Origin of the sequence: Pseudoflavonifractor sp. MSJ-30 (assembly GCF_018918045.1) — a bacterium.
Taxonomy (GTDB): domain Bacteria; phylum Bacillota; class Clostridia; order Oscillospirales; family Oscillospiraceae; genus Faecousia.
In genome coordinates, this window is record NZ_JAHLPU010000017.1 from 13,340 (window position 1) to 33,584 (window position 20,245).

The window sequence follows — 20,245 nt, forward strand, 5'->3', positions numbered from 1 at the left end:
TATGCGAAAGCTTCAAATTTTCCTTTTTATGCTGCTGCTGATTTTGTCCGGGTGTTCCGGGCAGGAACGGCTGGATTCCTCCGGCGTCGCGGTAGATTGGCTGGAGCATACGGTTCCAACGGAAGCGCCGCCAACAATGCCTACTGCACCTGCGGAGGAAGCGCATCCGGCGGAAACAAAACCGATTCCGGAACCAATACAGCCGGAGACAACCATACCGACTACGGTTCCGGTAAGGGAGCGACAGGAAGAACCGCGGACTCAGCAGAAAGAAAACGTCTCTGAATCTGTGAAAACAGGGCGGAGCGTCGCGGAACAGCAAGCAACCGGTATGCAGCAGACGACGCTGGAGCTTTCCGGCGGAACAAGCGTAAACTGTTGGCTTTACATCCCGGAAGAATACAGCGCCGCACCCGGACTGATCGTCTATCTCCACGGAGGCAGCGGAAAGGGGACAGATCTGAATCTGATCACGGACGCCGGTGGCTTCCCACAATACCTGCAATCCGGTGCACTGGGGCTTCTTTCTTCCTATGTTTTGATCCCTCAGCTGCCCCAGAATCTCAAAGGCTGGTCCGATATGGACGATACGCTGATGGAGATGATACGGACCGTGGTGCGGGACTATGGCATCAATCTTTCGAATATTTCCCTTACCGGCCACAGCATGGGCGGAACCGGCGTCTGGAGTATCGCCGCGGCGCACCCCGGTTATTTTGCCAGGGTAGCGCCTCTGTCTGGCAGCATCCGAAACACCGGGGAAAATGTACAGGCGCTTTTGAATACGCCGGTATATGCCTTTGTAGGGGAAGACGACACCATCGTAGACCCGGAAGCCTCCATTGCATTTGTAAACGCCCTGACGGAGGCGGGAGGAGATGCCACTCTTATAGAAATTGAGGGAGCGGACCACTTTTCCGTTCCGGAAAAGGCATATCTTGGGAGCTATGGCTTGGTCGCATGGCTTCAGGGAAAGTAAAATGGTTCACAAATAAGAAACCACGTCACTGCGGCATACAGTGACGTGGCTTTTGCATATGTGGCCGGGTCGATAGGGGGAATGTCAAATCCATTCAGAAGCGGGAAAAAACCGCCAAGGGAGCGGCATCCTGCTTACAGGTCTGCCAGTCCCGCGTTCACCATTTCCTGCAGACTCATGAGAATGCCCAGCTTGGCATGGTACCAGGTCAGGCCGCCCTGGAAATAGACGGCGTAAGGCTCCCGGATGGGGCCGTCGGCGGAAAGCTCGATAGAAGAACCCTGAACAAAAGCACCCGCTGCCATAATGACCTGATCGTCATAGCCCGGCATATCCCAGGGGAGAGGGGTTGCGAAGGAATCCACGGGGGCAGCCGCCTGAATGCCCTTGCAGAACGCGATCATGGCTTTCTCACTGCCCAGCTCCACGGCTTGAATGATGTCGTGGCGGTCCTCCGACGCGTCGGGGACGCACTTGAAGCCCAGAGGCTCATACAGGTTGGCGGCAAAAATAGCACCCTTCTCCGCACCGGCAACCACAGTCGGCGCCAGGAAAAAGCCCTGGAACAGGTCTTTCATAAGCCCCAGGTTTGCGCCCACCTCCTGCCCCAGGCCGGGGGCGGAAAGCCGATAGGCGCAGCGGGTGACGCACTTGGCGGTGCCGCAGATATATCCGCCGATGGGGGCCAGACCGCCGCCGGGGTTCTTGATCAGCGAGCCGACAATCATGTCCGCTCCCACATCGGATGGCTCCATGATCTCCACAAATTCGCCGTAGCAGTTGTCCACCATGACGGTCACATCCGGCTTGCACTGTTTGCAGAAGCGGATCAGCTCGCCAATCTGGGCCACGGAGAACGTGGGCCGGGTGGCGTAGCCCTTGGAGCGCTGGATGGTGATGAGCTTGGTCTTTTCGTTGATGGCCTTGCGGATGTTCTCATAGTCAAAGGTTCCGTCGGGCAGCAGATCCACCTGTCGGTAGGAAACACCGTATTCATTCAGGGAACAGGGGCTTTCCCGAATTCCGATAACCTCCTGCAGGGTATCATAGGGCATGCCGACGGGGGAGAGCAGCTCGTCGCCTGGCAGCAGATTGGCGCTGAGGGCTACGGTCAGGGCATGGGTGCCGCAGGTGATCTGGGGCCGGACCAGAGCGGCTCCCGTGTGAAACACGTCCGCATAGACCTTTTCCAAAGTGTCCCGGCCCAGATCGTCATAGCCGTAGCCGGTGGTGGTGGTAAAACAGGCGGCGGAGACACGGTTTTTCCGCAGGGCGTTCAGAACCTTGGCCTGGTTGTATTCCGCAACGGCGTCAATGGCCGCAAACCGATCCTTCAGCCGCTCCAGAGCCTTTTCCCCATAGGCATAAACCCCGGGAGAAACGCCCATTTCCATGTACATATTGATTAATTCTTCCACTTATTTCACTCTTTTCCTTATTTTCAGACACTTGGAGCATTATACGAAGAAATGGGGGAAATGTCAATAGAGACGCAAAGAAATGCCTCCCGGCATACACCGGGAGGCAAAATGCCGCAAATATCAGTCCCGTCTCCGGCTGCCGCGGTTTCCGAAGAGGACGATCAGCCGCAGAAGCTGGGCCAGAGCCGTGGCGGTGGCAGCGACGTAGGTCAGTGCGGCGGCCTGAAGGGTCTTCTTTGCGCCGGCCTGCTCGTCTTCCGTCAATAGGCCGGTCTGTTCAATGGCGACCAATGCCCGGTGGCTGGCGTTGAATTCCACAGGCAGGGTAACCAGCTGGAATACCAGGGACAGGCCGAAGCAGGCAATGCCCAGGTAAACAAGCGCATAGGAAAGATCCCCAAAGGAGGAGATCAGCAGGCCGATGAGGATCAAAGGCATGGCCAGTTTGGAGCCCAAATTGGTTGCGGGGATGACGGCGGCACGGATGCGGATGGGGGTGTAGTCCTGAGCGTACTGTACCGCATGGCCCGCTTCGTGGCAGGCTACGCCGATGGCCGCGGTGGATGTACTGCCGTAGACATCATCTGAAAGGCGGATAACATTTGTTCGGGGATCAAAATGGTCTGTCAGACTGCCGCTGATGCGCTCAATACGCACGCCGGAGACACCGTTGGCGGAAAGCACCTGCGCGGCGGCCTGGGCTCCGGTGAGGCCCCGGCGGGAATACTGCTGAGAGTAACGCTTGAAGGTGCTGTTGACATTGGCACTGGCCCACAGAGACAGGATCACGCAGGGCAGGACCAGGACGATATAGGTCCAGTCAAAGCCGTAATAGTAGGGCATAAAACCACTCCTTAAGTTTTTTTCTCATTTTACCCCAGGCAAACAGAAATGGCAAGGCCATTTCTGCCCCGGACCTTAAAGAAATTGTAAACAATTGGCCGGGGATGTATCCTTAAATGTTCATAGTTTATTCAATTATAAAGCCGCCGGGACTGTTATACTGATAGAAAAACAATTTTCGAAATGGGTTGAAGTAAATGAAGGACCACAATAAGGAAAAATATTTCTACTGCATGCTGGCAGGCTTCGGCTCCATCAGCCTCAGCTTACTGTTCTTCTTCTTCCTGTTCCGACTCCAAGGCATCGGACAGGTGATCAGTCAGCTGAGCACGATCCTTGCACCCTTTATCTATGGCGGCGTCATGGCTTATCTGCTGCGGCCCATGTGCAATTCACTGGAGGCTTTCTTCCAGCTGCGGCTGCCGAAGAAGATACGGCGGTTTGCCAATGCCTTCGCGGTGGTGTTCTCTCTGCTGGTGGGCATTCTGGTGGTGTACGCGCTGATTACCATGGTGGTGCCCCAGCTGGTGGAGAGCATCGTCACGGTGTGGAATGCGCTGCCCGCCAAGGCAGAGCAGCTTATGAACTGGGCAATCGCTACGTTCGGTGAGGATGAGCGGGTGGTCCAGTTCTTTCAGAACAATTATGAAAAATACTTCCAGGATATCGAGACCTGGGTTCAGGTCAACGTGATTCCGCAGGTGACCAATCTGGTGACCAATGTGGGCACCAGTGTCTGGAAGGTGCTGAAATTCGTCTATAATATCCTGATCGGCCTGATTGTTGCAATCTATGTGCTTCATGGCCGCAAACGTTTCGGCCAGCAGGCCCGGCTTATTGTGCGCAGCCTGTTCTCCGACCGTTGGGCGGAGCTGATTCTGGAAGAGGTGTACTTTGTAGACCGGATGTTCGGTGGTTTCATAGATGGAAAAATCATCGATTCCGCCATTGTGGGTGTGCTGTGCTATATCGGCTGCACCATCCTGCGGATTCCCAGCGCTTTGCTGGTTTCCGTGCTGGTGGGTGTTACCAATATTATTCCCTTTTTTGGCCCCGTTATTGGTGCGGTGCCCGCAACGCTCCTGATTCTCATCGACAGTCCCCTCAAAGCGCTGTGGTTCCTGATCTGGATTGTGATTTTACAGCAGCTGGACGGCAATGTTATCGGCCCCAAGATTCTGGGCAACCGGACGGGCCTTTCCGGCTTCTGGGTCATGTTTGCCATTATTCTGTTCGGCGGCCTGTGGGGCCTGGTGGGCATGATCATTTGCGTGCCCCTGTTTGCTGTCATCTATGATACCATCCGCCGCTTGGTCCGCCGGGGTCTGCGCAGACAGAACCACACGGAGCTATGGGACGAGTACCGGGCGCAATTCCCGGATTCCGGCGTGGACAGTACGAAAATAAACGAAGAGAAGGATACAAAATGAATTACGCTACCATAAAGAATTGTGATATTGCCAATGGGCCCGGGGTGCGTGTCAGCCTCTTTGTCTCCGGCTGTACTCACCACTGCAAGGGCTGCTTCAATGAGGTGGCCTGGGATTTTGATTACGGCCAGCCCTTTACCAGCGAGACCATTCAGACCATTCTGGACATGATGAAGCCCGGCTATATCAAAGGCCTGACATTGCTTGGCGGTGAACCCTTTGAGCCTCAGAATCAGGGACCCATTGTAGAGCTGCTGCGGCAGGTGAAGAAGGCATACCCGGACAAAAGCATCTGGGCTTTCTCTGGCTACCTTTTTGAAAAGATCACATCCGGCACCCTTGGGGACTGGGCAGTGACCCGGGAGTTCCTGAGCAGTCTGGATGTGCTGGTGGACGGGCCCTTTGTGGAGGAGAAAAAGAATCTGGCCCTGCGATTCCGGGGGTCGGAAAACCAGAGACTGATCGATGTGCCCGCAACGCTGGCCTCCGGAAAAATCGTTTTGTGGGAGGACTGGCAAGCGAAAGGAAAGGGATTGAAGGAATGGAAAAAGTAGGGGTCAAAAAGCTCCGCCCCGGCGCGGTGCTGCCCAGTTTCGGGTCCAAGGAGGCGGCAGGGGCGGATTTGTACGCCTGCTTGGAGGAAAGTGTTGCCATCGCCCCGGGGAAGACAGTATTTATCCCTACGGGACTGGCCATGGCACTGCCGATGGGGTATGTGGGTCTGGTATATGCCCGCAGTGGTCTGGCCTGCAAGCAGGATCTGGCCCCGGCCAACAAAGTTGGGGTGATTGACAGTGATTACCGGGGGGAATTCATGATTGCTCTGCACAACCACGGCAGCGAGACCCGTATCGTGGCAAACGGCGACCGCATTGCCCAGTTGGTGGTGACGCCGGTCATTCAGCCGGTCTATTTTGAGACCGACACTCTGGACGAAACCGACCGGGGCACAGGCGGCTTCGGTTCCACCGGAAAATAAATGGAAACGCGGAGGGACGCCCTTTTTTGGGCGTCCCTCCGCATGGGTTATGGAAGTTGAGCGCGGTCTTGGATCAGCGCCTTTCCGGCAGCTGAGAGATGACGACCGCCGAGAACACCAGCGCGCAGCCCAGCATCTCCGTTCCCGTCATGGTCTCATGGAGCAGAAGCCAGCCGAAGAGGGCGGCGAAAACGGATTCCAGACTCATGAGCAGAGCCGCCGCGGCGGGGGCTACCCGCTTCTGGCCGACAATTTGCAGGGAATAGGCGACGCCCATAGAGAGCACGCCCGCATACCCCAAGGGCAGCCAGCAGGAGAGGATCAGTGCGCCGTTGATGGATTCTGTCAGCAGGGCAAAAGGAATGGAAAGCACCGTCACCACCAATGCCTGAACACAGTTCAGCTTCACGCCGTCCAGCCCGGCGCAGTGCCTGTCAATCAGAAGAATCTGCACAGAGAAGCTCATAGCGCACAGAAGCAGAAGCACATCTCCCTTGTTGATTCCGCTGACAGAGGTGCAGCTGAGCAAATACAGTCCAACTACAGCCGGAATCAGGCTCAGCATCGCGTTTCGGCCGGGCTTCTGGCCTATGAACAGCCCAAGAAAAGGCACGAAGACGATGTACATGGCCGTAAGGAATCCCGCTTTGCTGGCGTCGGTATAGATCAACCCGATTTGCTGCAGACTGCTGGCGGCAAACAGAGCCAGCCCGCAGATCAGGCCGGATCTCCATAGCTGCGGATCCTTCCAGCTTTCCCAAAAGCCTTTTTCCCCCGGAAACAGGGCGGAAGCAGGGAGAAGAAATAAGACGGCGAGAAAACACCGCACGGCCTGAAAGGTAAAGGGCCCGATCTTATCCATGCCTACGCTTTGCGCAATAAAGGCGGAGCCCCAGATTACGGTGGCTCCCAAAAGGGCGAAAACGCCCGATAACTGTTTTTTCATCTGATCACCCCGCAACAATATACCACGAAATGCATAAAAATACAACGCAAAGAAATTTTTCGGATGCCATTGGAAATTTGTGCATTGTGTGGTATAATGTCCTCACAATTTATATCATGGAGGTTATGTATGTCGAATTTCGAAACCATTCGTTCCCGTGAGGAAATCCCTCAGGAAGATACCTGGGCATTGGAGGACCTGTATGTGTCCGACGAGGCCTGGGAGCAGGCTCTTTCCGCACTGATGGCACGAAAGGACGAGGTTGCCGCCTACGCCGGCAAGCTGGGTGAGAGTGGCGAGACCCTCTGCGCATTCCTGCATCTGGTAGAGGATATGGGCAGCCAGATGGAGCTGCTGGCGAATTACGCCACCCGCAAGGCGGATCAGGATACCCGCAACGCCACCTACCAGGCCATGGTCGGCAAGCTCATGGGCGCGCTGACCAGCGTCAGTGCCGCGTTCAGCTTCGATACCCCGGAGATCATGGCGATCCCCGAGGAGGCTCTGGAGAGCTTCTACAAGGCTTGCCCCGACCTGGAGCGTTACCGCCGGTATCTGAACAATGAGCGCCGCAGAAAGGCCCATACCCTGACCGCCGCGGAGGAGCGTCTGCTGGCATCCGCCGGGGAAATGGCCAACGCCCCTGATACGGTCTACAGCTCCTTTATCAATGCGGATATGCACTATCCCGATGCCGTGGACGGTGAGGGAAAGGCCCACGCCCTGAGCCAGAGCACTTTTGTGCCTCTGGAGGAAAGCGGTGACCGGGTGCTGCGCAAGAGCGCTTATGAGAATCTGTACAATACTCTGCACGGCATGCGCAATACCGCCGCGGGCCTGCTGGACGCCCAGAACAAGCAGCTGAAGTTCTTCGCCGAGGCCCGGAAGTACGGCTCTGCCCGGGAGGCCGCTCTGGACGGCACCAATGTGCCCGTATCCGTGTACGACAACCTGATCGAGGCCGTCCATCAGAACATGGACAAGATGCATCGCTATGTCCGTCTGCGCAAGAAGCTGCTGGGTGTGGACGAGCTGCATTTCTACGATGTCTATACCCCGCTGCTGAAGGATGAGCCCGCCAGAATCCCCTTTGCTCAGGCAAAGCAGACCGTGTATGACGCCCTGTACCCCCTGGGCGACGGCTACCGGGCTATTCTGAAGGAAGGCTTCGAGAACCGCTGGATCGACGTTTACGAGAATCAGGGCAAGCGGGGCGGTGCTTACTCCGCCGGTACCGCTGTCCATCCTTTTGTGCTGCTGAACTACTCCGGCTCTCTGGACAGCCAGTTCACGCTGGCCCACGAGATGGGTCACGCCCTGCACTCCTACCTCTCCAACAAGCACCAGAACCCCATCGATTCCGACTATGTGATCTTTGTGGCCGAGGTAGCCTCCACCTGCAACGAGGCCCTGCTCATGGAGTACCTGCTGAAGAAGACCACAGATAAGAAGGAGCGGGTGTTCCTGATCAACCACTTCCTGGATCAGTTCAAGGGCACCATTTACCGCCAGACCATGTTTGCCGAGTTCGAGAAGTTCATGGGCGCGGCTGTGGACGCCGGGCAGACCCTGACCGCCGATATGCTCAGCGCCGAATACGCCCGTCTGTGCAAGCTGTACTACGGCGATGATATGGTGGTGGATGATCAGATCGCCATGGAGTGGGCCAGAATTCCCCACTTCTACTACAATTACTATGTCTTCCAGTACGCTACCGGCTATTCCGCGGCCATTGCCCTGTCCCGCCGCATTCTGAGGGAAGGGGAGAGCGCGGTAAAGGACTACCTGGGCTTCCTGTCCGGCGGCTGCTCCAAGAGCCCCATCGACCTGCTGAAGGGCGCCGGTGTGGACATGACCAGCCCCGCCCCCGTCAACGATGCCCTGAAGCTCTTCGGCGAGCTGCTGGATGAGATGGAAAGCCTGATGGCAGAGTAACATGGAAGAGGAAAGCCTGATTTTTCTTCCGACCCTGCATACCTTCGCCATGAACAATATCTTCACCGGCTCCAAGGGCCTGTTCCGCTTCCGGGTGGTCCCGGAAGTGGTCATGGCCACGCCCAAAGAGGTAGACTTCGCCAGCTCCACCATGCACGCCGCCTATTGGCACGGCCTTTTCTGCTATGAGAAAAGCACCATGGAGGAGGAGAAGGACTTCCCCCTGACCGACGAGGGCCGGGAAGAGATGCTCCGCTGGCTGGAAAGCAAAATATAAAACCCAAGGCGGGGACGATGCGAACATCGTCCCCGCCTTACTTATAAAGGATCATTTTATTGTAAATGCAATGCTGTACCATTGCGTATCGTGATACTTCCGTGTCAGTGCTGACAGCGCGTTCTTGTCGTACCGGTCAGCGACTTGAAGGGTCAATTCATAATCCCCGGCGGGCAGAACGCCATAGGTTTTTTCAAAATCAAAGGAAATTTCCATAATGCCGCCCATGTTGATCTCAGAGGCTGCTGCTGTTTCTCCCTTTGGAGTGATTGGATCAATCGGTTCATATTGGTCGGTACCGGCTTTGGAAAGCAGCGCCAGCTCCAGCGACAGGGTGCCGAGCTGCTGACCGCCGGATTGCGAACAGGTCAGGCGCATCTCCTTGGAATTGACTTCGGAGATACGGAACTCCAGCCCCCAGTCTTCATAGTCAATGGGCTGCCCGTCCGCGTCAAACGTATAGGCGTAGACCGGTGTATTTTTGGCGCCGTAGAGGGACAGATCCTTAATCAGATGCTGTTTCCCGTCGGGCGTTTCATAGATGTCATAAACATAGTGCAGGCTGAATTCCGGGTAATGATAGGTAAATTCTGTCAGGCCGTTTTTGGATTCCGCCGTCTCATTGCAAACGTCCTGAGCCGCGTCCAGCCGGGCCAGGGCCACCAGCTCGTCCCCGGAGATCTTGTTTTCCTCCAAAGCGTCTCTCAGAGCCACGGTTTCCCCGCCCAGATCAATGGTAACGTCCGCCAGATTATACAGTGTGACGGAAGCATAGTTTCCGCCGTTCAGCGCAATGGTTTCCCCGCCGTCAAATATGTAATTCAAAACGGAAATTTTCAGATTCCGCCCCGCAAGCTTCTCAGGGGGCGTCGCCTTGATCCCGGCGTCATTGTCTGCCGCAAATACGGTGGCTCCCAGAGAAAGCGCGCAGAGCAGCAGGAGAATAACGGTGATCGTTCCAAAAGCTCTTTTCATGGTCTATACCGCCTTGCATCGCATCTTCTTCATTCATCAAGCGCGTTTTCCGGCTTGAATTGCATGATATCTGTCTTTGCCTTGCTGCGGAGGGATTCGGGGACTGCATAGCGGCCGATCATTACCTGAAGCTGTCCATCGATTTCTCCGATAAAGTGATAGCCCTCATCGATATAGCTGGAGCCTGCGCCTGTCAGGTAAACATGATATACCCAAAAGTTTTCCGCAAGCCTTTCTCTGCCTGCAATTTTACAGTCAAGGATCGGTTCGAAATTTTCCGCCATATCTTTGCGGAACATATCATCTTCAAAATGAAGATAGGGGGCTACGCCGTCGTAGGATGTTCCGGAAAAGGCGGTCAAGAAATCTGCGTAAAAGGCGTCGATTTTTTCCTGTTCCTCGCGGATTTCCTCGTCGCTCGGATTGTTCGAACAGCCCGCCAGAGAAAATGTCAGGATAAACGCGAGAAAAATAACCAGGGAAAAGCACCAGGGAAAAGCAATCTGTTTTTTCGCTCCGTTTCTCTTTGTTTGGGCTATGTGTGATAGATACAAAGGAATCACCCCTTTCTTGTTGGCTTTGCACTGGCCCAGAATGACGCCGATGCAAAGACTGGAAGGATAAGTTCAACTGTTCAGGAGAATGGTGTACCCGCAGAAAACCGCAGTTCGTAAGAGCGGAAGTCTATCGTTTGGGAAGTATATTCTGCAGCGGTCGTCTGCACGCGGATAATGTCAGAAGCCCATAATCACTCTGCGACACAGATAGATTCCAAGATATGCCAATGGGAGACAACAATATACTGCGTAATTTTTGCTGGAAACGTTTCCATTCCTAGTGCAGAGGAAAATCGGGATAAGAGACAGTGCGGAAAAAAATTGTGCGTCTATGTGCGAGCCGGATGGGAGCGAGATAACGCCGGGAGCTGTCATCCATATCACTTCGCTTCTCACGGCCACCTGTGCGTAAAGACATGAAAGAATCAGAAGCCCACAGATTTGCAGAACATATTTCCATTTTGCAGATCGTGTTGTGTAAAATAACAGGACTGTCAAAATTCCACACGGTCCGTATTCAAAATGCAGCAGACAGCTGAGGGCGGCAATTGCAGCGACGGCTCCAATTTTCAGCGCAGCATTCCACTTTTGACTTAGAACACCCAACATCAGAAGTCCGCAAAACAGCGTAAAGAACAGATTGTTCATCCGAAAGTCAAAGGGCTTCCATGTATGATTCAAATCAAATGGAATTTCAAAGGCTATGGCAAGGATCAGTAATTTTTGCACAAGCCTTGAAAAATGCGCACCGTCCCCATATGCTTCAACCAGGAGGTAGGCAAAAATCGGGAATGCCATAGTTCGGATGACGTGAAGGCCACTGACGCTGGGGAAAAAGACCAATAACGGATCAATGATAAGCAGCAAACAGCCAATCAGATGCAGATTATCAGTATAAAAACCTTCTTTTTTCATAAGCTTTACCTCAATACTTCATTTTTGAAATGAAGCTCCAATAGGCCTGTAACGAAAAGTAACTCTGGCAGATGGCATTTCCCATCTGCCAGATTACGAGATTTTGGATTTTAGGTCGACGAAAAGTAGGTGCTTTGTGTTAGCTCTTGCTGAAAAGTACGGCAGCGAGACGCTTTACAATGGCTTTTGACATACACTGTTTATATGTAAAACGAAGGGATTCTTATATTATTCTAATTATTCTGAGACAGAGAAATAAATCGTTCCATTAACAGTATAGTCGCCATTGTTATAGATATAGATCCAGTACATTCCAGAGGGAACATTTTCTGTTGTTATGGTTAGGTTGGAGGCTGATCCGCCGGAAAGTCTGACCCCATATGGTGTTGTACCGGTTGTTCCGCTCGGAAAGAAACCTACGGTAATGTCACATGTGGGATATACCCATGTCAGACTGCTGATGCTCAGTTTGGTTGAGCCCGATATCACATTGTAGTCGGACAGCAGGGGCTCTGCATAGTGACCCGCTTCACAAGAGAAGCTTTTGTAGAGCGCCATTGGCGAAACCTGAGACGGAAACTGGTTGAAATCAGGGACGGGCAAAGACAGAGGTTCCGCTGCAAGCGTGGTGTTGTCTGCGGAATCACAATGGATTGGTGCTGCGAGTGCGGCGGAGGGAAAAACAGTGCACATAGACAGTACGATAAGCAGAGCGACCAATTTTTTTAGCATTTTCATAATGTACCTCCAAAGTATTTATAGTCTTTTGTGGTTACAGATTATTAACTGCATCGGAAACACCACCTTTACGGTTATTTCATATGGGCGAAAGATTATGGACAGGTCCCGGTTGCAGATGTCGTGCCCAGTGCAGTTCCGTTGATTGTGACATCCGCTGTCAGTTTGTAGGTTTTGCCGCTTTGAACGGTTTTTGTTTTGCTGAAATTCAGGTTGCAGGTTCCAGAATCCGTCCATGTGGCAATACAGGTACTTCCGTCGTACAATTTTGCTGTTAGAGAAATAGTGTCCTTTGTGCTGTCTCCATTTACTGAAACAGAACAAGTCGCCGTAGTCCCGCTAAAGTTTATGTACGGTAAAACTTTTGGCCTGCGAGGAGTTGCGGCTTGCGCATAGACTGGGATTAAAAGTGCAATCAGGAGCATGACAAAACCGATGTGCTTTTTCATTGTTTCACCTCCTTCTTGTTGTTCTACACAATGTAACGAATTTCGACAGCGTTTTTGGACACTAGGTAAAAAATATTTTTTTATTTTTTTAAAATATTTTCAGCAAATTGGATTAAAATTGTTTTGTCACATTTACCGGAAACTAGGAAGAGAGTTCCATGAGAATCCTGCCAGACGAGATCGGATGCTTCTGTTGCATCCCATGGTATGAACAGCTGTGCCTCGTACCCACTAACGGTCAAGGTTTCCTGACTGCATGCCTCAGTATAAATATATACCTCTAGATTTTCTGGAGACGAAGTGTAAATAAAGGACAATACATCGCCGCAATCGTTGGAATATAGAAATGTCTGACCGTTTTGTATCGGATAGCTGTCATAGAGGGTACAGCCATCTGGAATCCATCCTGGATAAAACTGTGCAGAATCCAGTCCTGTGTGTTCACCTTTGAAAACGAAATGCGAAAAAGATGTACTCTGCTCTATTACCCATCCCAAGAATGCTTCCCGTGCGTTTACATCAACAGCCAGAACGGACCCGAACAGCAGCAGGACGGCGGCGAAGCTGGCGGCGGTCCGGAGCATTGCGGTCCGCAGGGGGTGGGCGGTTTTGGCGATGAGGCGCCCCATCTGTTTTTCAAAGCGCCTGCCGAAGGTATGCGGACAGTCCTCCGGCTGAGGAAGACTTTCGCTGATAGCGTTCAGATATTCGTCCGCGGCCTGTTTGAAAAGCTCATCCATCAGAGCAGCACCCCCTCTTCTTCGCACAATTCCTGAAATTTTTGCTTGGCGCGCTGGTTCAGCTTGACCGCGTTTGCCTCCGTGATGCCCAGAAGCTTTGCCAGCTCTTTGTTAGAGAACCCGTAGCTGTATTTCAGCAGAAGGACCTGCCGGTATCTGGCGGGCAGCCTCGCCATGCAGGCGGCCAGCGCCGTCCCTTTTTCAAGGTCAACAGGAGCGCCCGGCAGATCCTCCGGGAAATCAATGGTGTCACAGCGCTTCTTTTTCCGATAGAGATCGATGGCGGTGTTCTCAACAATAGTAACGACGAAGACTTTTGTTTTTGGACACACCGCTTCCTGAATTTTTGAAATATTTTCCGCGATTTTTACAAAGGCGGTATGTACGGCGTCTTCGGCGTCCTGGGGATTGTTCAGAATTCGGTTGGCGGTGTAAAACATGAGGCCCTTGTAGCTCTGGTAAACCCGTTCAAATTTTGTCCGGTCATCCGTTGAATCCATAAGCGACATATAAACAAGCACCGGTGCATCCCTCCTTTGCGCCAAATATACCATATTGCCGCGTATTTTTCCAGAGGCAGTTTTCCGGACAGTAAAGAGCGTGCCCCAGAGTCTGCGTAAAAACGCCCATTTTTGCTTTTTCCTATTGACAAACCCCATAAAAGTGGTTAGAATAGCCACGATATGCAAAGACAATGCGGAAACCAAGCAGCGTTTGGCGCCTTTAGCGAGAAGGGGACGGTGGAAGCCCTTCGGCGGTCGGCTGCGCGCCACTTCCGGCGTTACCCGGGATGACCGGGGCGGGAGCTCCCGTTACAGAGCGTCTAAGATGCCCGGGCTTCCCGGGTAAATTAGGGTGGTACCGCGGGTAAATTCTACTCCGCCCCTAAATTCGGGGGCGGAGTTTTTGTTTTGCAGAAAAATGGAGGTTAGAAAACCATGAGCACAAAGCCTTACGGCGTAAACGAACTGCGGGAAATGTTCCTCTCCTTCTTCGAGAGCAAGGGCCATCTGCGTCTGCCCAGCTTTTCCCTGATCCCCCAGAATGACGCTTCTCTGCTGCTGATCAACTCCGGCATGGCGCCTATGAAGCCCTACTTCACCGGTGAGGTGGAGCCCCCCCGCCACCGGGTCTGCACCTGCCAGAAATGCATCCGTACCGGCGATATCGAGAACATCGGCAAGACCGCCCGTCACGGCACCTACTTTGAGATGCTGGGCAACTTCTCCTTCGGCGACTACTTCAAGCGGGAAGCCATCCATTGGAGCTGGGAGTTCCTGACCGAGGTCGTTGGTCTGGATAAGAATCGTCTGTATCCCTCCATCTATGTGGATGACAACGAGGCTTTTGACATCTGGAACAAGGAAGTGGGCGTACCCGCCGACCGGATCTTCCGCTTCGGCAAGGAGGATAACTTCTGGGAGCACGGCTCCGGCCCCTGCGGCCCCTGCTCTGAGATTTACTATGACCGGGGCGAAAAGTACGGCTGCGGCAAGCCCGGCTGCACTGTGGGCTGCGACTGCGACCGCTATATGGAAGTCTGGAACAACGTGTTCTCCCAGTTCAACAACGATGGACACGGCAACTATACCGAGCTGGCCCACAAGAATATCGACACCGGTATGGGTCTGGAGCGTCTGGCTGTTGTGTGCCAGGACGTGAACAGCCTGTTCGATGTGGATACCGTCATGAACATCACCAACAAGGTCACGGAGATCACCGGAGCCAGCTATGGCCAGAGCGTCAAGATGGACGTATCCCTGCGGGTCATTACCGACCATATCCGGGCATCCACCTTTATGATCGCCGACGGCGTTCTGCCCAGCAATGAGGGCCGGGGCTATGTGCTGCGCCGTCTGCTGCGGCGTGCAGCCCGTCACGGCAAGCTCCTGGGCGTGGACCATCCCTTCCTGTATCAGGTTGTGGAGACCGTTATCCATGAGAACGAGAGCCACTATACCTATCTGCGGGAGCGTGCCGCCTATATCACCAAGGTGGTCAAGGTGGAGGAGGAGAACTTCGCCCGTACCATCGACGGCGGCATGAAGATCTTCGCCGATATGCTCTCCGAGCACAAGGCCAAGGGCGAGACCGAGTTCTCCGGCGCGGATGCCTTCAAGCTGTACGATACCTACGGCTTCCCCATTGACCTGACTCTGGAAATGGTTGCCGACGAAGACATGACCCTGGATCAGGCCGGTTTTGAGAAGCTGATGCAGGAGCAGAAGGTCCGCGCCCGGGAAGCCCGGAAGGCTCTGGGCGACCTGGCCTGGGCCGGCATTGACCTGGGCCTGGACAACACCCCCACCAAGTTTGTGGGCTACGATGTGTTCAACTGCGAGGCCAGAGTTCTGGCTATTTGCGTTGGCGAAGAGGTCTCCGGCGCCATTTCCGGCGGCGAGAGCGGTATCATCGTGCTGGACAAGACCCCCTTCTATGCCGAAATGGGCGGTCAGGTGGCTGACCACGGCGTGATTCTGCTGGGCGAGAGCCGCTTTGAGGTGACCAACGTCCAGAAGGACAAGGGCGGCAAGTACCTGCACTACGGCAAGCTGAACCGGGGTGCAATCCATGTGGAGGACATTGTCTGCGCCTCCATCGATGTGGAGCGCCGGAAGGCCATCATGCGGGCCCACTCCGCTACCCATCTGCTGCAGAAGGCGCTGTCCAGCGTTCTGGGTGACCATGTGCACCAGGCCGGTTCTCTGGTGGAGCCGGACTATCTGCGCTTTGACTTTACCCATTACGCGCCCATGACCCGGGAAGAACTGGCAAAGGTCAATTCCATTGTCCAGAACGCCATTCTGGAGGGCTACCCCATTGTCACCCGGGAGATGCCCATTGAAGAGGCCAGGAAGCTGGGCGCGACCGCTCTGTTCAGCGAGAAGTACGGCGACGTGGTCCGTGTGGTCAACATGGGCGGCTACTCCGTGGAGTTCTGCGGCGGTACCCATCTGGATAACACCGCCAAGGTCGGTCCTTTTGAGATCGAGAGCGAGGGCAGCGTTGCCTCCGGCGTCCGCCGGATCGAGGCGTATACCGGCAAGCTGTGCCTGAAGAAGCTGGAAACCAATCGGCTGCTGCTGTCCGAGGCCGCGGGCCGCCTGAAGGTCAAGCCCATGGAGCTGGCCGGAAAGCTGCAGAGCCATCTGGACGAGATCAAGGAACTGCGCAAGGTCATTGAGCAGTACAAGGCCAGGGAAGCCGCGGGCGATGCCGAGCGGTTCCTGTTCGGCGCCCATGAGATCGGCGGCCTGAAGGTCATGACCGTGGTGCTGCCCAAGGCAGACGCGGCCAAGCTGCGCCAGATGGGCGATATGCTGCGGGATCGGGAGCCCGGAGTGGTTGCCGTTCTGGCGTCCGTCAAGGATGACAAGCCCACGTTCCTGGCCGTCTGTGGCAAGGAGGCTGTTGCCCGAGGCATAAAGGCCGGTGAGTTGGTAAAGCTGGTCTGTACCGAGTGCGGCGGCTGTGGCGGCGGCAAGCCTGACAGCGCCATGGGCGGCGGCAAGGACCCCGTCAAGGTGGACAACGCCCTGGCTCTGGTGGATGACTTCGTTTCCCAGAAGGTATAATCAAAACTTTGAAGGCGCAGCCCTGACCGGCTGCGCCTTTTGCGAAAGAGAGAGAATGGTATGCGCAGACTGTTCTGGTTCTCCATAGGCGCGGCTTTGAGCTGCGCGCTGCTTGTTTGGCTGCTCTGGGACTACAGCGCGGTGCTTTTTGGCGTGACTCTTTTGCTGGGGGCCGCTTCCGTGAGGCTGTCGGGAAAATACCGCTGGGTGCGCTATCCCGCGGCGGTGCTGCTGGGCATGGTGCTGGGCAGCGGCGTGCTGCTTTTCCTGCAAAGAACCTGTTACGCTCCGCTGCTTGCGCTGGACGGGAAGACCGTCCCCGCTGCACTGGTCGCCCAGGCCGACAGTGTGCCGGGGCAGTACAGCGACACGGTTAAGGCGCAAATGGAGATCAATGGCAAACGCTATACCGTTCGGGCTTACCTGGGCGAGGGACAGACAGCGAAGGCCGGGGACATTCTGGAAGGGGCTTTCCAAATCAAGGTGACCCTGCCCGGCGGCTCCAAGGAAAACGCCGTAAACTATGGCCGTTGTGTTTTCGCCCTTGCAAGCCCAAAAAGTCCGGTCCATATTGATGGGACGCGGGAAAACAGCCTGCGGTATCTTCCCCAGCGCCTGGGTGCAGCGGCCAAAGAGGCCGTGGAAGACTGCTTCCCGGAGGACACGGCGGCCTTTGCCAGGTCGCTGCTGCTGGGGGATACAACGGATCTCTCCTATGCGGAGGAAACGGCCCTGCGGGTCAGCGGCATCCGGCATATTGTGGCTGTTTCCGGGCTGCATGTGGCCATTCTCTTTGGATTTCTCTGGGTACTCTGCGCCAAACGGCCCTGGCCCGCGTTTTTGATCGGGGTTCCGGTGCTGACACTGTTCGGTGCCATGGTGGGCAATACGCCTTCCGTGGTTCGGGCATGCCTGATGGCGGTTCTGCTGGTGCTGTCCCGGCTGACCCGGCGAAGCTATGATCCATTGACGGCATGGGCTTTTGCGGTGCTGTGGCTGCTGATGGATAACCCTCTGGTCATTACCGCCGCGGGATTCCAACTATCCGTGCTTTGCGTCCTGGGCATCCTTCTGTTCCAGAAACCTGTTTCCGAGGGCCTTTCGCAATCTCTGGGGAAGCTGCCCGGGGGAAAGATTCTGGCGGATTCCGTGGCCGTCAGCCTCAGCGCGACGGTGCTTTCTCTACCTGTGTCCGTTTATTATTTTGGTACTGCCAGCCTGATTGCTCCGTTGACCAATTTTCTGATTCTCTGGCTGCTGCCCTTTCTCTTCGGCGGAATATTGGCGGTCTGTATTCTGGGGCCCCTTGTTCCCGCACTGGGGGCGGCACTGGGCTGGCTGACGGCATGGCCCATCCGGCTGGTGCTTTGGGCTGCCGGGGCCCTTTCCGGGATTCCCATGGCGGCACTGTATACCTGCGAACCCTATACCGTCTATTGGCTGGCGGGCGTTTATGCCTTGATCGTGCTGTGGTGTGTTTTCGGACGGCGGCATGGATGGGTGTATGCCGCGGCGGGGGTGCTTTCGCTGGCGGTCATTACGGTCCTCTGGGGTCTGGAGCCAAGGACGGACGACTGCCGGCTGACGGTGCTGGACGTGGGACAGGGTCAGTGTTTGCTGCTGCAAAGCAGGGGCGAGAGCGCCCTCATCGACTGCGGCGGCTATTCCGATACCGTTTCCGCCGACAAGGCATGGCAGATGCTCCGCAGTCAGAATCTATACGATCTGAATCTGCTGATGTTCACCCACTACGACCGGGACCATTCCGGCGGCGCGGAGAATTTCCTGACCCAGATTCCGGCGGCCGCAGCCATTCTGCCCGGGCCCTCGGAACTGCTGCCGGAGGGATTTGTGGTCACGGAGGACTGTGAACTGCCCTTTGGCGCGGGAATCCTGCGCTTTTACCCCTATACCGGCGGCAATAAGGATCAGGAAAACAGCATGGCTATCTTGTTTGAAACGGAAAACTGTGCTATACTGGTTACCGGCGATCTGGACGCGGCAGGTGAGCGGCGTCTGGTAAAAGAGCATATTATCTCTGCGGACATTTTGCTGGTGGGCCATCATGGCTCCAAAACATCCACCTGCCAGGACCTTTTGGACGCGGTTCAGCCGGAGCTGGCGCTGATCAGCGTTGGGGAGAATCACTACGGTCACCCCACCCCGGAGGTACTGGACCGGCTGGAACAGGCCGGATGCACCGTCCGCCGCACGGATCAGGAAGGAACCATTATCATCAGGAGGTAACGCCGTGGTCAAGAAACAGGCACCCGGCGGCGAGTTGCAGCTGCTGAAAACCCATATCCGGGAGAAGAATCCGGAAAGGCTCTATGTCTTCTTTGGCGAGGAGACATTTCTGCTGGAGCATTACCTTAGCCAGCTGAAAAAGATTCTGCTGGATTCTTTGACGGAGTCCTTTAACTACCACCGCTTCAACCCGGAAACCTTTGACCTGACCGCCTTTTCCGAGGCGGTGGAGAATCTGCCTATGATGGCGGAAGCGACTTTGGTGCAGGTGGAGGACATTGACCTCTTCAAAATGAATGAGGGAGACCGGGAGCGCATGGCGGCGGTGCTGTCGGATATCCCAGACTACTGTACTGTGGTTTTCGTCTATACCTCCTGTCCCTGGAAGCCGGATAAGCGGATGAAAAAGCTCTGGGAGAGCATTGAAAAAAACGGCCTGGTGGTGGAGTTTGCCAAGCAGGACCAGCGGGATCTGATTGCCTGGCTGACCAGACACTTTGCCGCCCATCAGAAGCGCATTTCCACGGAGTTGTGCGCCTATCTCATTGACATTACGGACGGCACCATGACGTCGCTGCTGGGGGAGATCGAGAAAATCTGCGCCTATTCCGGGTCCGATACCATCTGCAAAGCGGATATTGACGCGGTGACCGAGCCGGTACTGGACGCCGTTGTTTTCCAGATGACGGACATGCTCAGCGCGGGGCGCTATGACGAGGCGCTGCTGAAGCTCCGGCAGCTGCTGAAAATGCAGCAGGAGCCTCTGGCGATTCTGGGCGCGGTGGGCAGCCATTTCCGGCGTCTGGGCGCTGCCCGGACGCTGCTGGACAACCGCAAAAATTCCGGCGATCTGCAAAAGCTCTGCGGACTGCCGGATTATCCTGCCCGGAAGACCATGGAGGCCGCCCGGCGGTTCAGTGCTTCCTTCTGCCGGAAGGCCAATGAACTGGTGCTGGAAACGGACTATAAGATAAAAACCTCCTATGACGAACCCCAGCGGCTTCTGGAGCTGCTGCTTCTGAGCATTGCCCGGGAGGCGAAAAATGGTTAGAATTCAGGAGGCCATTCTGGTGGAGGGCCGCTATGACAAAAATACCCTGAGCCAGATCGTAGACGCGGCGATTTTTGAGACCTCCGGCTTCGGAATTTTCAAAAATAAGGCGCAGATGTCCCTTCTGCGCCGGGTGGCGGAGAAGCAGGGCCTGATCGTATTTACGGACTCTGATGGCGCGGGCTTTG

Annotated in this window: 19 protein-coding genes and 1 pseudogene; 10 read left to right on the forward strand and 10 right to left on the reverse strand. The window is 55.2% G+C overall.

Annotated features, from left to right (window positions below; genetic code table 11):
• The first annotated feature begins 1 nt into the window (after nucleotide 1).
• Nucleotides 2-979 carry a dienelactone hydrolase family protein gene (locus KQI10_RS02160; RefSeq protein ID WP_216565763.1) on the forward strand — a complete coding sequence of 326 codons (978 nt, stop codon included), beginning with the start codon at nucleotides 2-4 and terminating at the stop codon, nucleotides 977-979.
• 134 nt (nucleotides 980-1,113) lie between these two features.
• On the opposite strand, the gene KQI10_RS02165 is transcribed toward KQI10_RS02160, so the two are convergent.
• Nucleotides 1,114-2,379, reverse strand: coding sequence for a methionine gamma-lyase family protein (locus KQI10_RS02165; RefSeq protein WP_216565782.1), 1,266 nt, complete (start codon nucleotides 2,377-2,379; stop codon nucleotides 1,114-1,116).
• 141 nt (nucleotides 2,380-2,520) lie between these two features.
• Nucleotides 2,521-3,243, reverse strand: coding sequence for a zinc metallopeptidase (locus KQI10_RS02170; protein ID WP_216565764.1), 723 nt, complete (start codon nucleotides 3,241-3,243; stop codon nucleotides 2,521-2,523).
• A gap of 197 nt (nucleotides 3,244-3,440) precedes the next feature.
• Between KQI10_RS02170 and KQI10_RS02175 the strand changes: the two genes are divergently transcribed.
• Genes KQI10_RS02175 through dut form a run of 3 tightly spaced genes read left to right on the forward strand, consistent with a single transcriptional unit; the run spans nucleotide 3,441 to nucleotide 5,652 of the window.
• Entirely contained in the window at nucleotides 3,441-4,673 is a 1,233-nt protein-coding gene (locus KQI10_RS02175) for an AI-2E family transporter (RefSeq protein WP_216565765.1), read from the forward strand.
• Entirely contained in the window at nucleotides 4,670-5,227 is a 558-nt protein-coding gene (nrdG, locus tag KQI10_RS02180; RefSeq protein ID WP_216565766.1) for an anaerobic ribonucleoside-triphosphate reductase activating protein, read from the forward strand. Before KQI10_RS02175 ends, nrdG begins: the two co-directional genes overlap by 4 nt.
• The gene (gene dut / locus KQI10_RS02185) at nucleotides 5,215-5,652 is read left to right on the forward strand and encodes a dUTP diphosphatase (RefSeq protein ID WP_216565767.1); all 438 of its coding nucleotides are present in this window, start codon (nucleotides 5,215-5,217) and stop codon (nucleotides 5,650-5,652) included. The genes nrdG and dut overlap by 13 nt, the downstream gene beginning before the upstream one ends.
• Before the next feature lie 73 nt (nucleotides 5,653-5,725).
• On the opposite strand, the gene KQI10_RS02190 is transcribed toward dut, so the two are convergent.
• A complete protein-coding gene (locus KQI10_RS02190; RefSeq protein ID WP_216565768.1) occupies nucleotides 5,726-6,598 on the reverse strand; it encodes a DMT family transporter in 873 nt (290 codons plus the stop codon).
• 129 nt (nucleotides 6,599-6,727) lie between these two features.
• Between KQI10_RS02190 and pepF the strand changes: the two genes are divergently transcribed.
• Both pepF and KQI10_RS02200 read left to right on the forward strand, forming a co-directional pair.
• Nucleotides 6,728-8,533, forward strand: a complete 1,806-nt coding sequence (gene pepF, locus KQI10_RS02195) for an oligoendopeptidase F (protein WP_216565769.1) — start codon at nucleotides 6,728-6,730, stop codon at nucleotides 8,531-8,533.
• 1 nt (nucleotide 8,534) lies between these two features.
• Nucleotides 8,535-8,810, forward strand: coding sequence for a hypothetical protein (locus tag KQI10_RS02200; RefSeq protein ID WP_216565770.1), 276 nt, complete (start codon nucleotides 8,535-8,537; stop codon nucleotides 8,808-8,810).
• A gap of 51 nt (nucleotides 8,811-8,861) precedes the next feature.
• On the opposite strand, the gene KQI10_RS02205 is transcribed toward KQI10_RS02200, so the two are convergent.
• The 7 genes from KQI10_RS02205 to KQI10_RS02235 form a co-directional block, all read right to left on the reverse strand.
• Nucleotides 8,862-9,785, reverse strand: coding sequence for a hypothetical protein (locus tag KQI10_RS02205; RefSeq protein ID WP_216565771.1), 924 nt, complete (start codon nucleotides 9,783-9,785; stop codon nucleotides 8,862-8,864).
• A 29-nt stretch (nucleotides 9,786-9,814) separates the two neighbouring features.
• Nucleotides 9,815-10,348: a hypothetical protein gene (locus KQI10_RS02210; RefSeq protein WP_216565772.1), complete on the reverse strand. Its 534-nt coding sequence runs from the start codon at nucleotides 10,346-10,348 to the stop codon at nucleotides 9,815-9,817.
• 171 nt (nucleotides 10,349-10,519) lie between these two features.
• Nucleotides 10,520-11,257 (reverse strand): TraX family protein, encoded by a 738-nt coding sequence (locus tag KQI10_RS02215; RefSeq protein WP_216565773.1) that lies wholly within the window; start codon nucleotides 11,255-11,257, stop codon nucleotides 10,520-10,522.
• Between the two features lie 237 nt (nucleotides 11,258-11,494).
• Nucleotides 11,495-11,995 (reverse strand): hypothetical protein, encoded by a 501-nt coding sequence (locus KQI10_RS02220; protein ID WP_216565774.1) that lies wholly within the window; start codon nucleotides 11,993-11,995, stop codon nucleotides 11,495-11,497.
• Nucleotides 11,996-12,090: 95 nt separating this feature from the next.
• Entirely contained in the window at nucleotides 12,091-12,444 is a 354-nt protein-coding gene (locus KQI10_RS02225) for a hypothetical protein (RefSeq protein ID WP_216565775.1), read from the reverse strand.
• Between the two features lie 80 nt (nucleotides 12,445-12,524).
• Nucleotides 12,525-13,184, reverse strand: coding sequence for a DUF4367 domain-containing protein (locus tag KQI10_RS02230; protein WP_216565776.1), 660 nt, complete (start codon nucleotides 13,182-13,184; stop codon nucleotides 12,525-12,527).
• Nucleotides 13,184-13,705, reverse strand: coding sequence for a sigma-70 family RNA polymerase sigma factor (locus KQI10_RS02235; protein WP_216565777.1), 522 nt, complete (start codon nucleotides 13,703-13,705; stop codon nucleotides 13,184-13,186). The genes KQI10_RS02230 and KQI10_RS02235 overlap by 1 nt, the downstream gene beginning before the upstream one ends.
• 417 nt (nucleotides 13,706-14,122) lie before the next feature.
• Here KQI10_RS02235 and alaS point away from each other — a divergent pair, with 417 nt between their 5' ends.
• From alaS to KQI10_RS02255, 4 genes and pseudogenes are all read left to right on the forward strand, one after another.
• Nucleotides 14,123-16,759: an alanine--tRNA ligase gene (gene alaS / locus KQI10_RS02240; RefSeq protein ID WP_216565778.1), complete on the forward strand. Its 2,637-nt coding sequence runs from the start codon at nucleotides 14,123-14,125 to the stop codon at nucleotides 16,757-16,759.
• A gap of 60 nt (nucleotides 16,760-16,819) precedes the next feature.
• On the forward strand, nucleotides 16,820-19,006 hold the full coding sequence (locus KQI10_RS02245) for a DNA internalization-related competence protein ComEC/Rec2 (RefSeq protein ID WP_216565779.1): 2,187 nt from the start codon (nucleotides 16,820-16,822) through the stop codon (nucleotides 19,004-19,006).
• Nucleotides 19,007-19,010: 4 nt separating this feature from the next.
• Nucleotides 19,011-20,057, forward strand: coding sequence for a DNA polymerase III subunit delta (gene holA / locus KQI10_RS02250; RefSeq protein WP_216565780.1), 1,047 nt, complete (start codon nucleotides 19,011-19,013; stop codon nucleotides 20,055-20,057).
• Nucleotides 20,050-20,245, forward strand: a pseudogene (locus KQI10_RS02255) (toprim domain-containing protein); the annotation flags it as partial. The gene holA and the pseudogene KQI10_RS02255, both read left to right, overlap by 8 nt.

Excerpts from the sequence above, each read along its gene's own strand:
- KQI10_RS02175 (WP_216565765.1), top strand. The coding sequence starts at position 3,441 with ATGAAGGACCACAATAAGGAAAAATATTTCTACTGCATGCTGGCAGGC.
- alaS (WP_216565778.1), top strand. The coding sequence starts at position 14,123 with ATGAGCACAAAGCCTTACGGCGTAAACGAACTGCGGGAAATGTTCCTC.
- KQI10_RS02225 (WP_216565775.1), bottom strand. The coding sequence starts at position 12,444 with ATGAAAAAGCACATCGGTTTTGTCATGCTCCTGATTGCACTTTTAATC.
- KQI10_RS02190 (WP_216565768.1), bottom strand. The coding sequence starts at position 6,598 with ATGAAAAAACAGTTATCGGGCGTTTTCGCCCTTTTGGGAGCCACCGTA.
- KQI10_RS02215 (WP_216565773.1), bottom strand. The coding sequence starts at position 11,257 with ATGAAAAAAGAAGGTTTTTATACTGATAATCTGCATCTGATTGGCTGT.
- KQI10_RS02165 (WP_216565782.1), bottom strand. The coding sequence starts at position 2,379 with ATGTACATGGAAATGGGCGTTTCTCCCGGGGTTTATGCCTATGGGGAA.
- KQI10_RS02170 (WP_216565764.1), bottom strand. The coding sequence starts at position 3,243 with ATGCCCTACTATTACGGCTTTGACTGGACCTATATCGTCCTGGTCCTG.
- KQI10_RS02245 (WP_216565779.1), top strand. The coding sequence starts at position 16,820 with ATGCGCAGACTGTTCTGGTTCTCCATAGGCGCGGCTTTGAGCTGCGCG.
- nrdG (WP_216565766.1), top strand. The coding sequence starts at position 4,670 with ATGAATTACGCTACCATAAAGAATTGTGATATTGCCAATGGGCCCGGG.
- KQI10_RS02220 (WP_216565774.1), bottom strand. The coding sequence starts at position 11,995 with ATGAAAATGCTAAAAAAATTGGTCGCTCTGCTTATCGTACTGTCTATG.
- KQI10_RS02230 (WP_216565776.1), bottom strand. The coding sequence starts at position 13,184 with ATGGATGAGCTTTTCAAACAGGCCGCGGACGAATATCTGAACGCTATC.
- pepF (WP_216565769.1), top strand. The coding sequence starts at position 6,728 with ATGTCGAATTTCGAAACCATTCGTTCCCGTGAGGAAATCCCTCAGGAA.
- dut (WP_216565767.1), top strand. The coding sequence starts at position 5,215 with ATGGAAAAAGTAGGGGTCAAAAAGCTCCGCCCCGGCGCGGTGCTGCCC.
- KQI10_RS02200 (WP_216565770.1), top strand. The coding sequence starts at position 8,535 with ATGGAAGAGGAAAGCCTGATTTTTCTTCCGACCCTGCATACCTTCGCC.
- KQI10_RS02160 (WP_216565763.1), top strand. The coding sequence starts at position 2 with ATGCGAAAGCTTCAAATTTTCCTTTTTATGCTGCTGCTGATTTTGTCC.
- KQI10_RS02205 (WP_216565771.1), bottom strand. The coding sequence starts at position 9,785 with ATGAAAAGAGCTTTTGGAACGATCACCGTTATTCTCCTGCTGCTCTGC.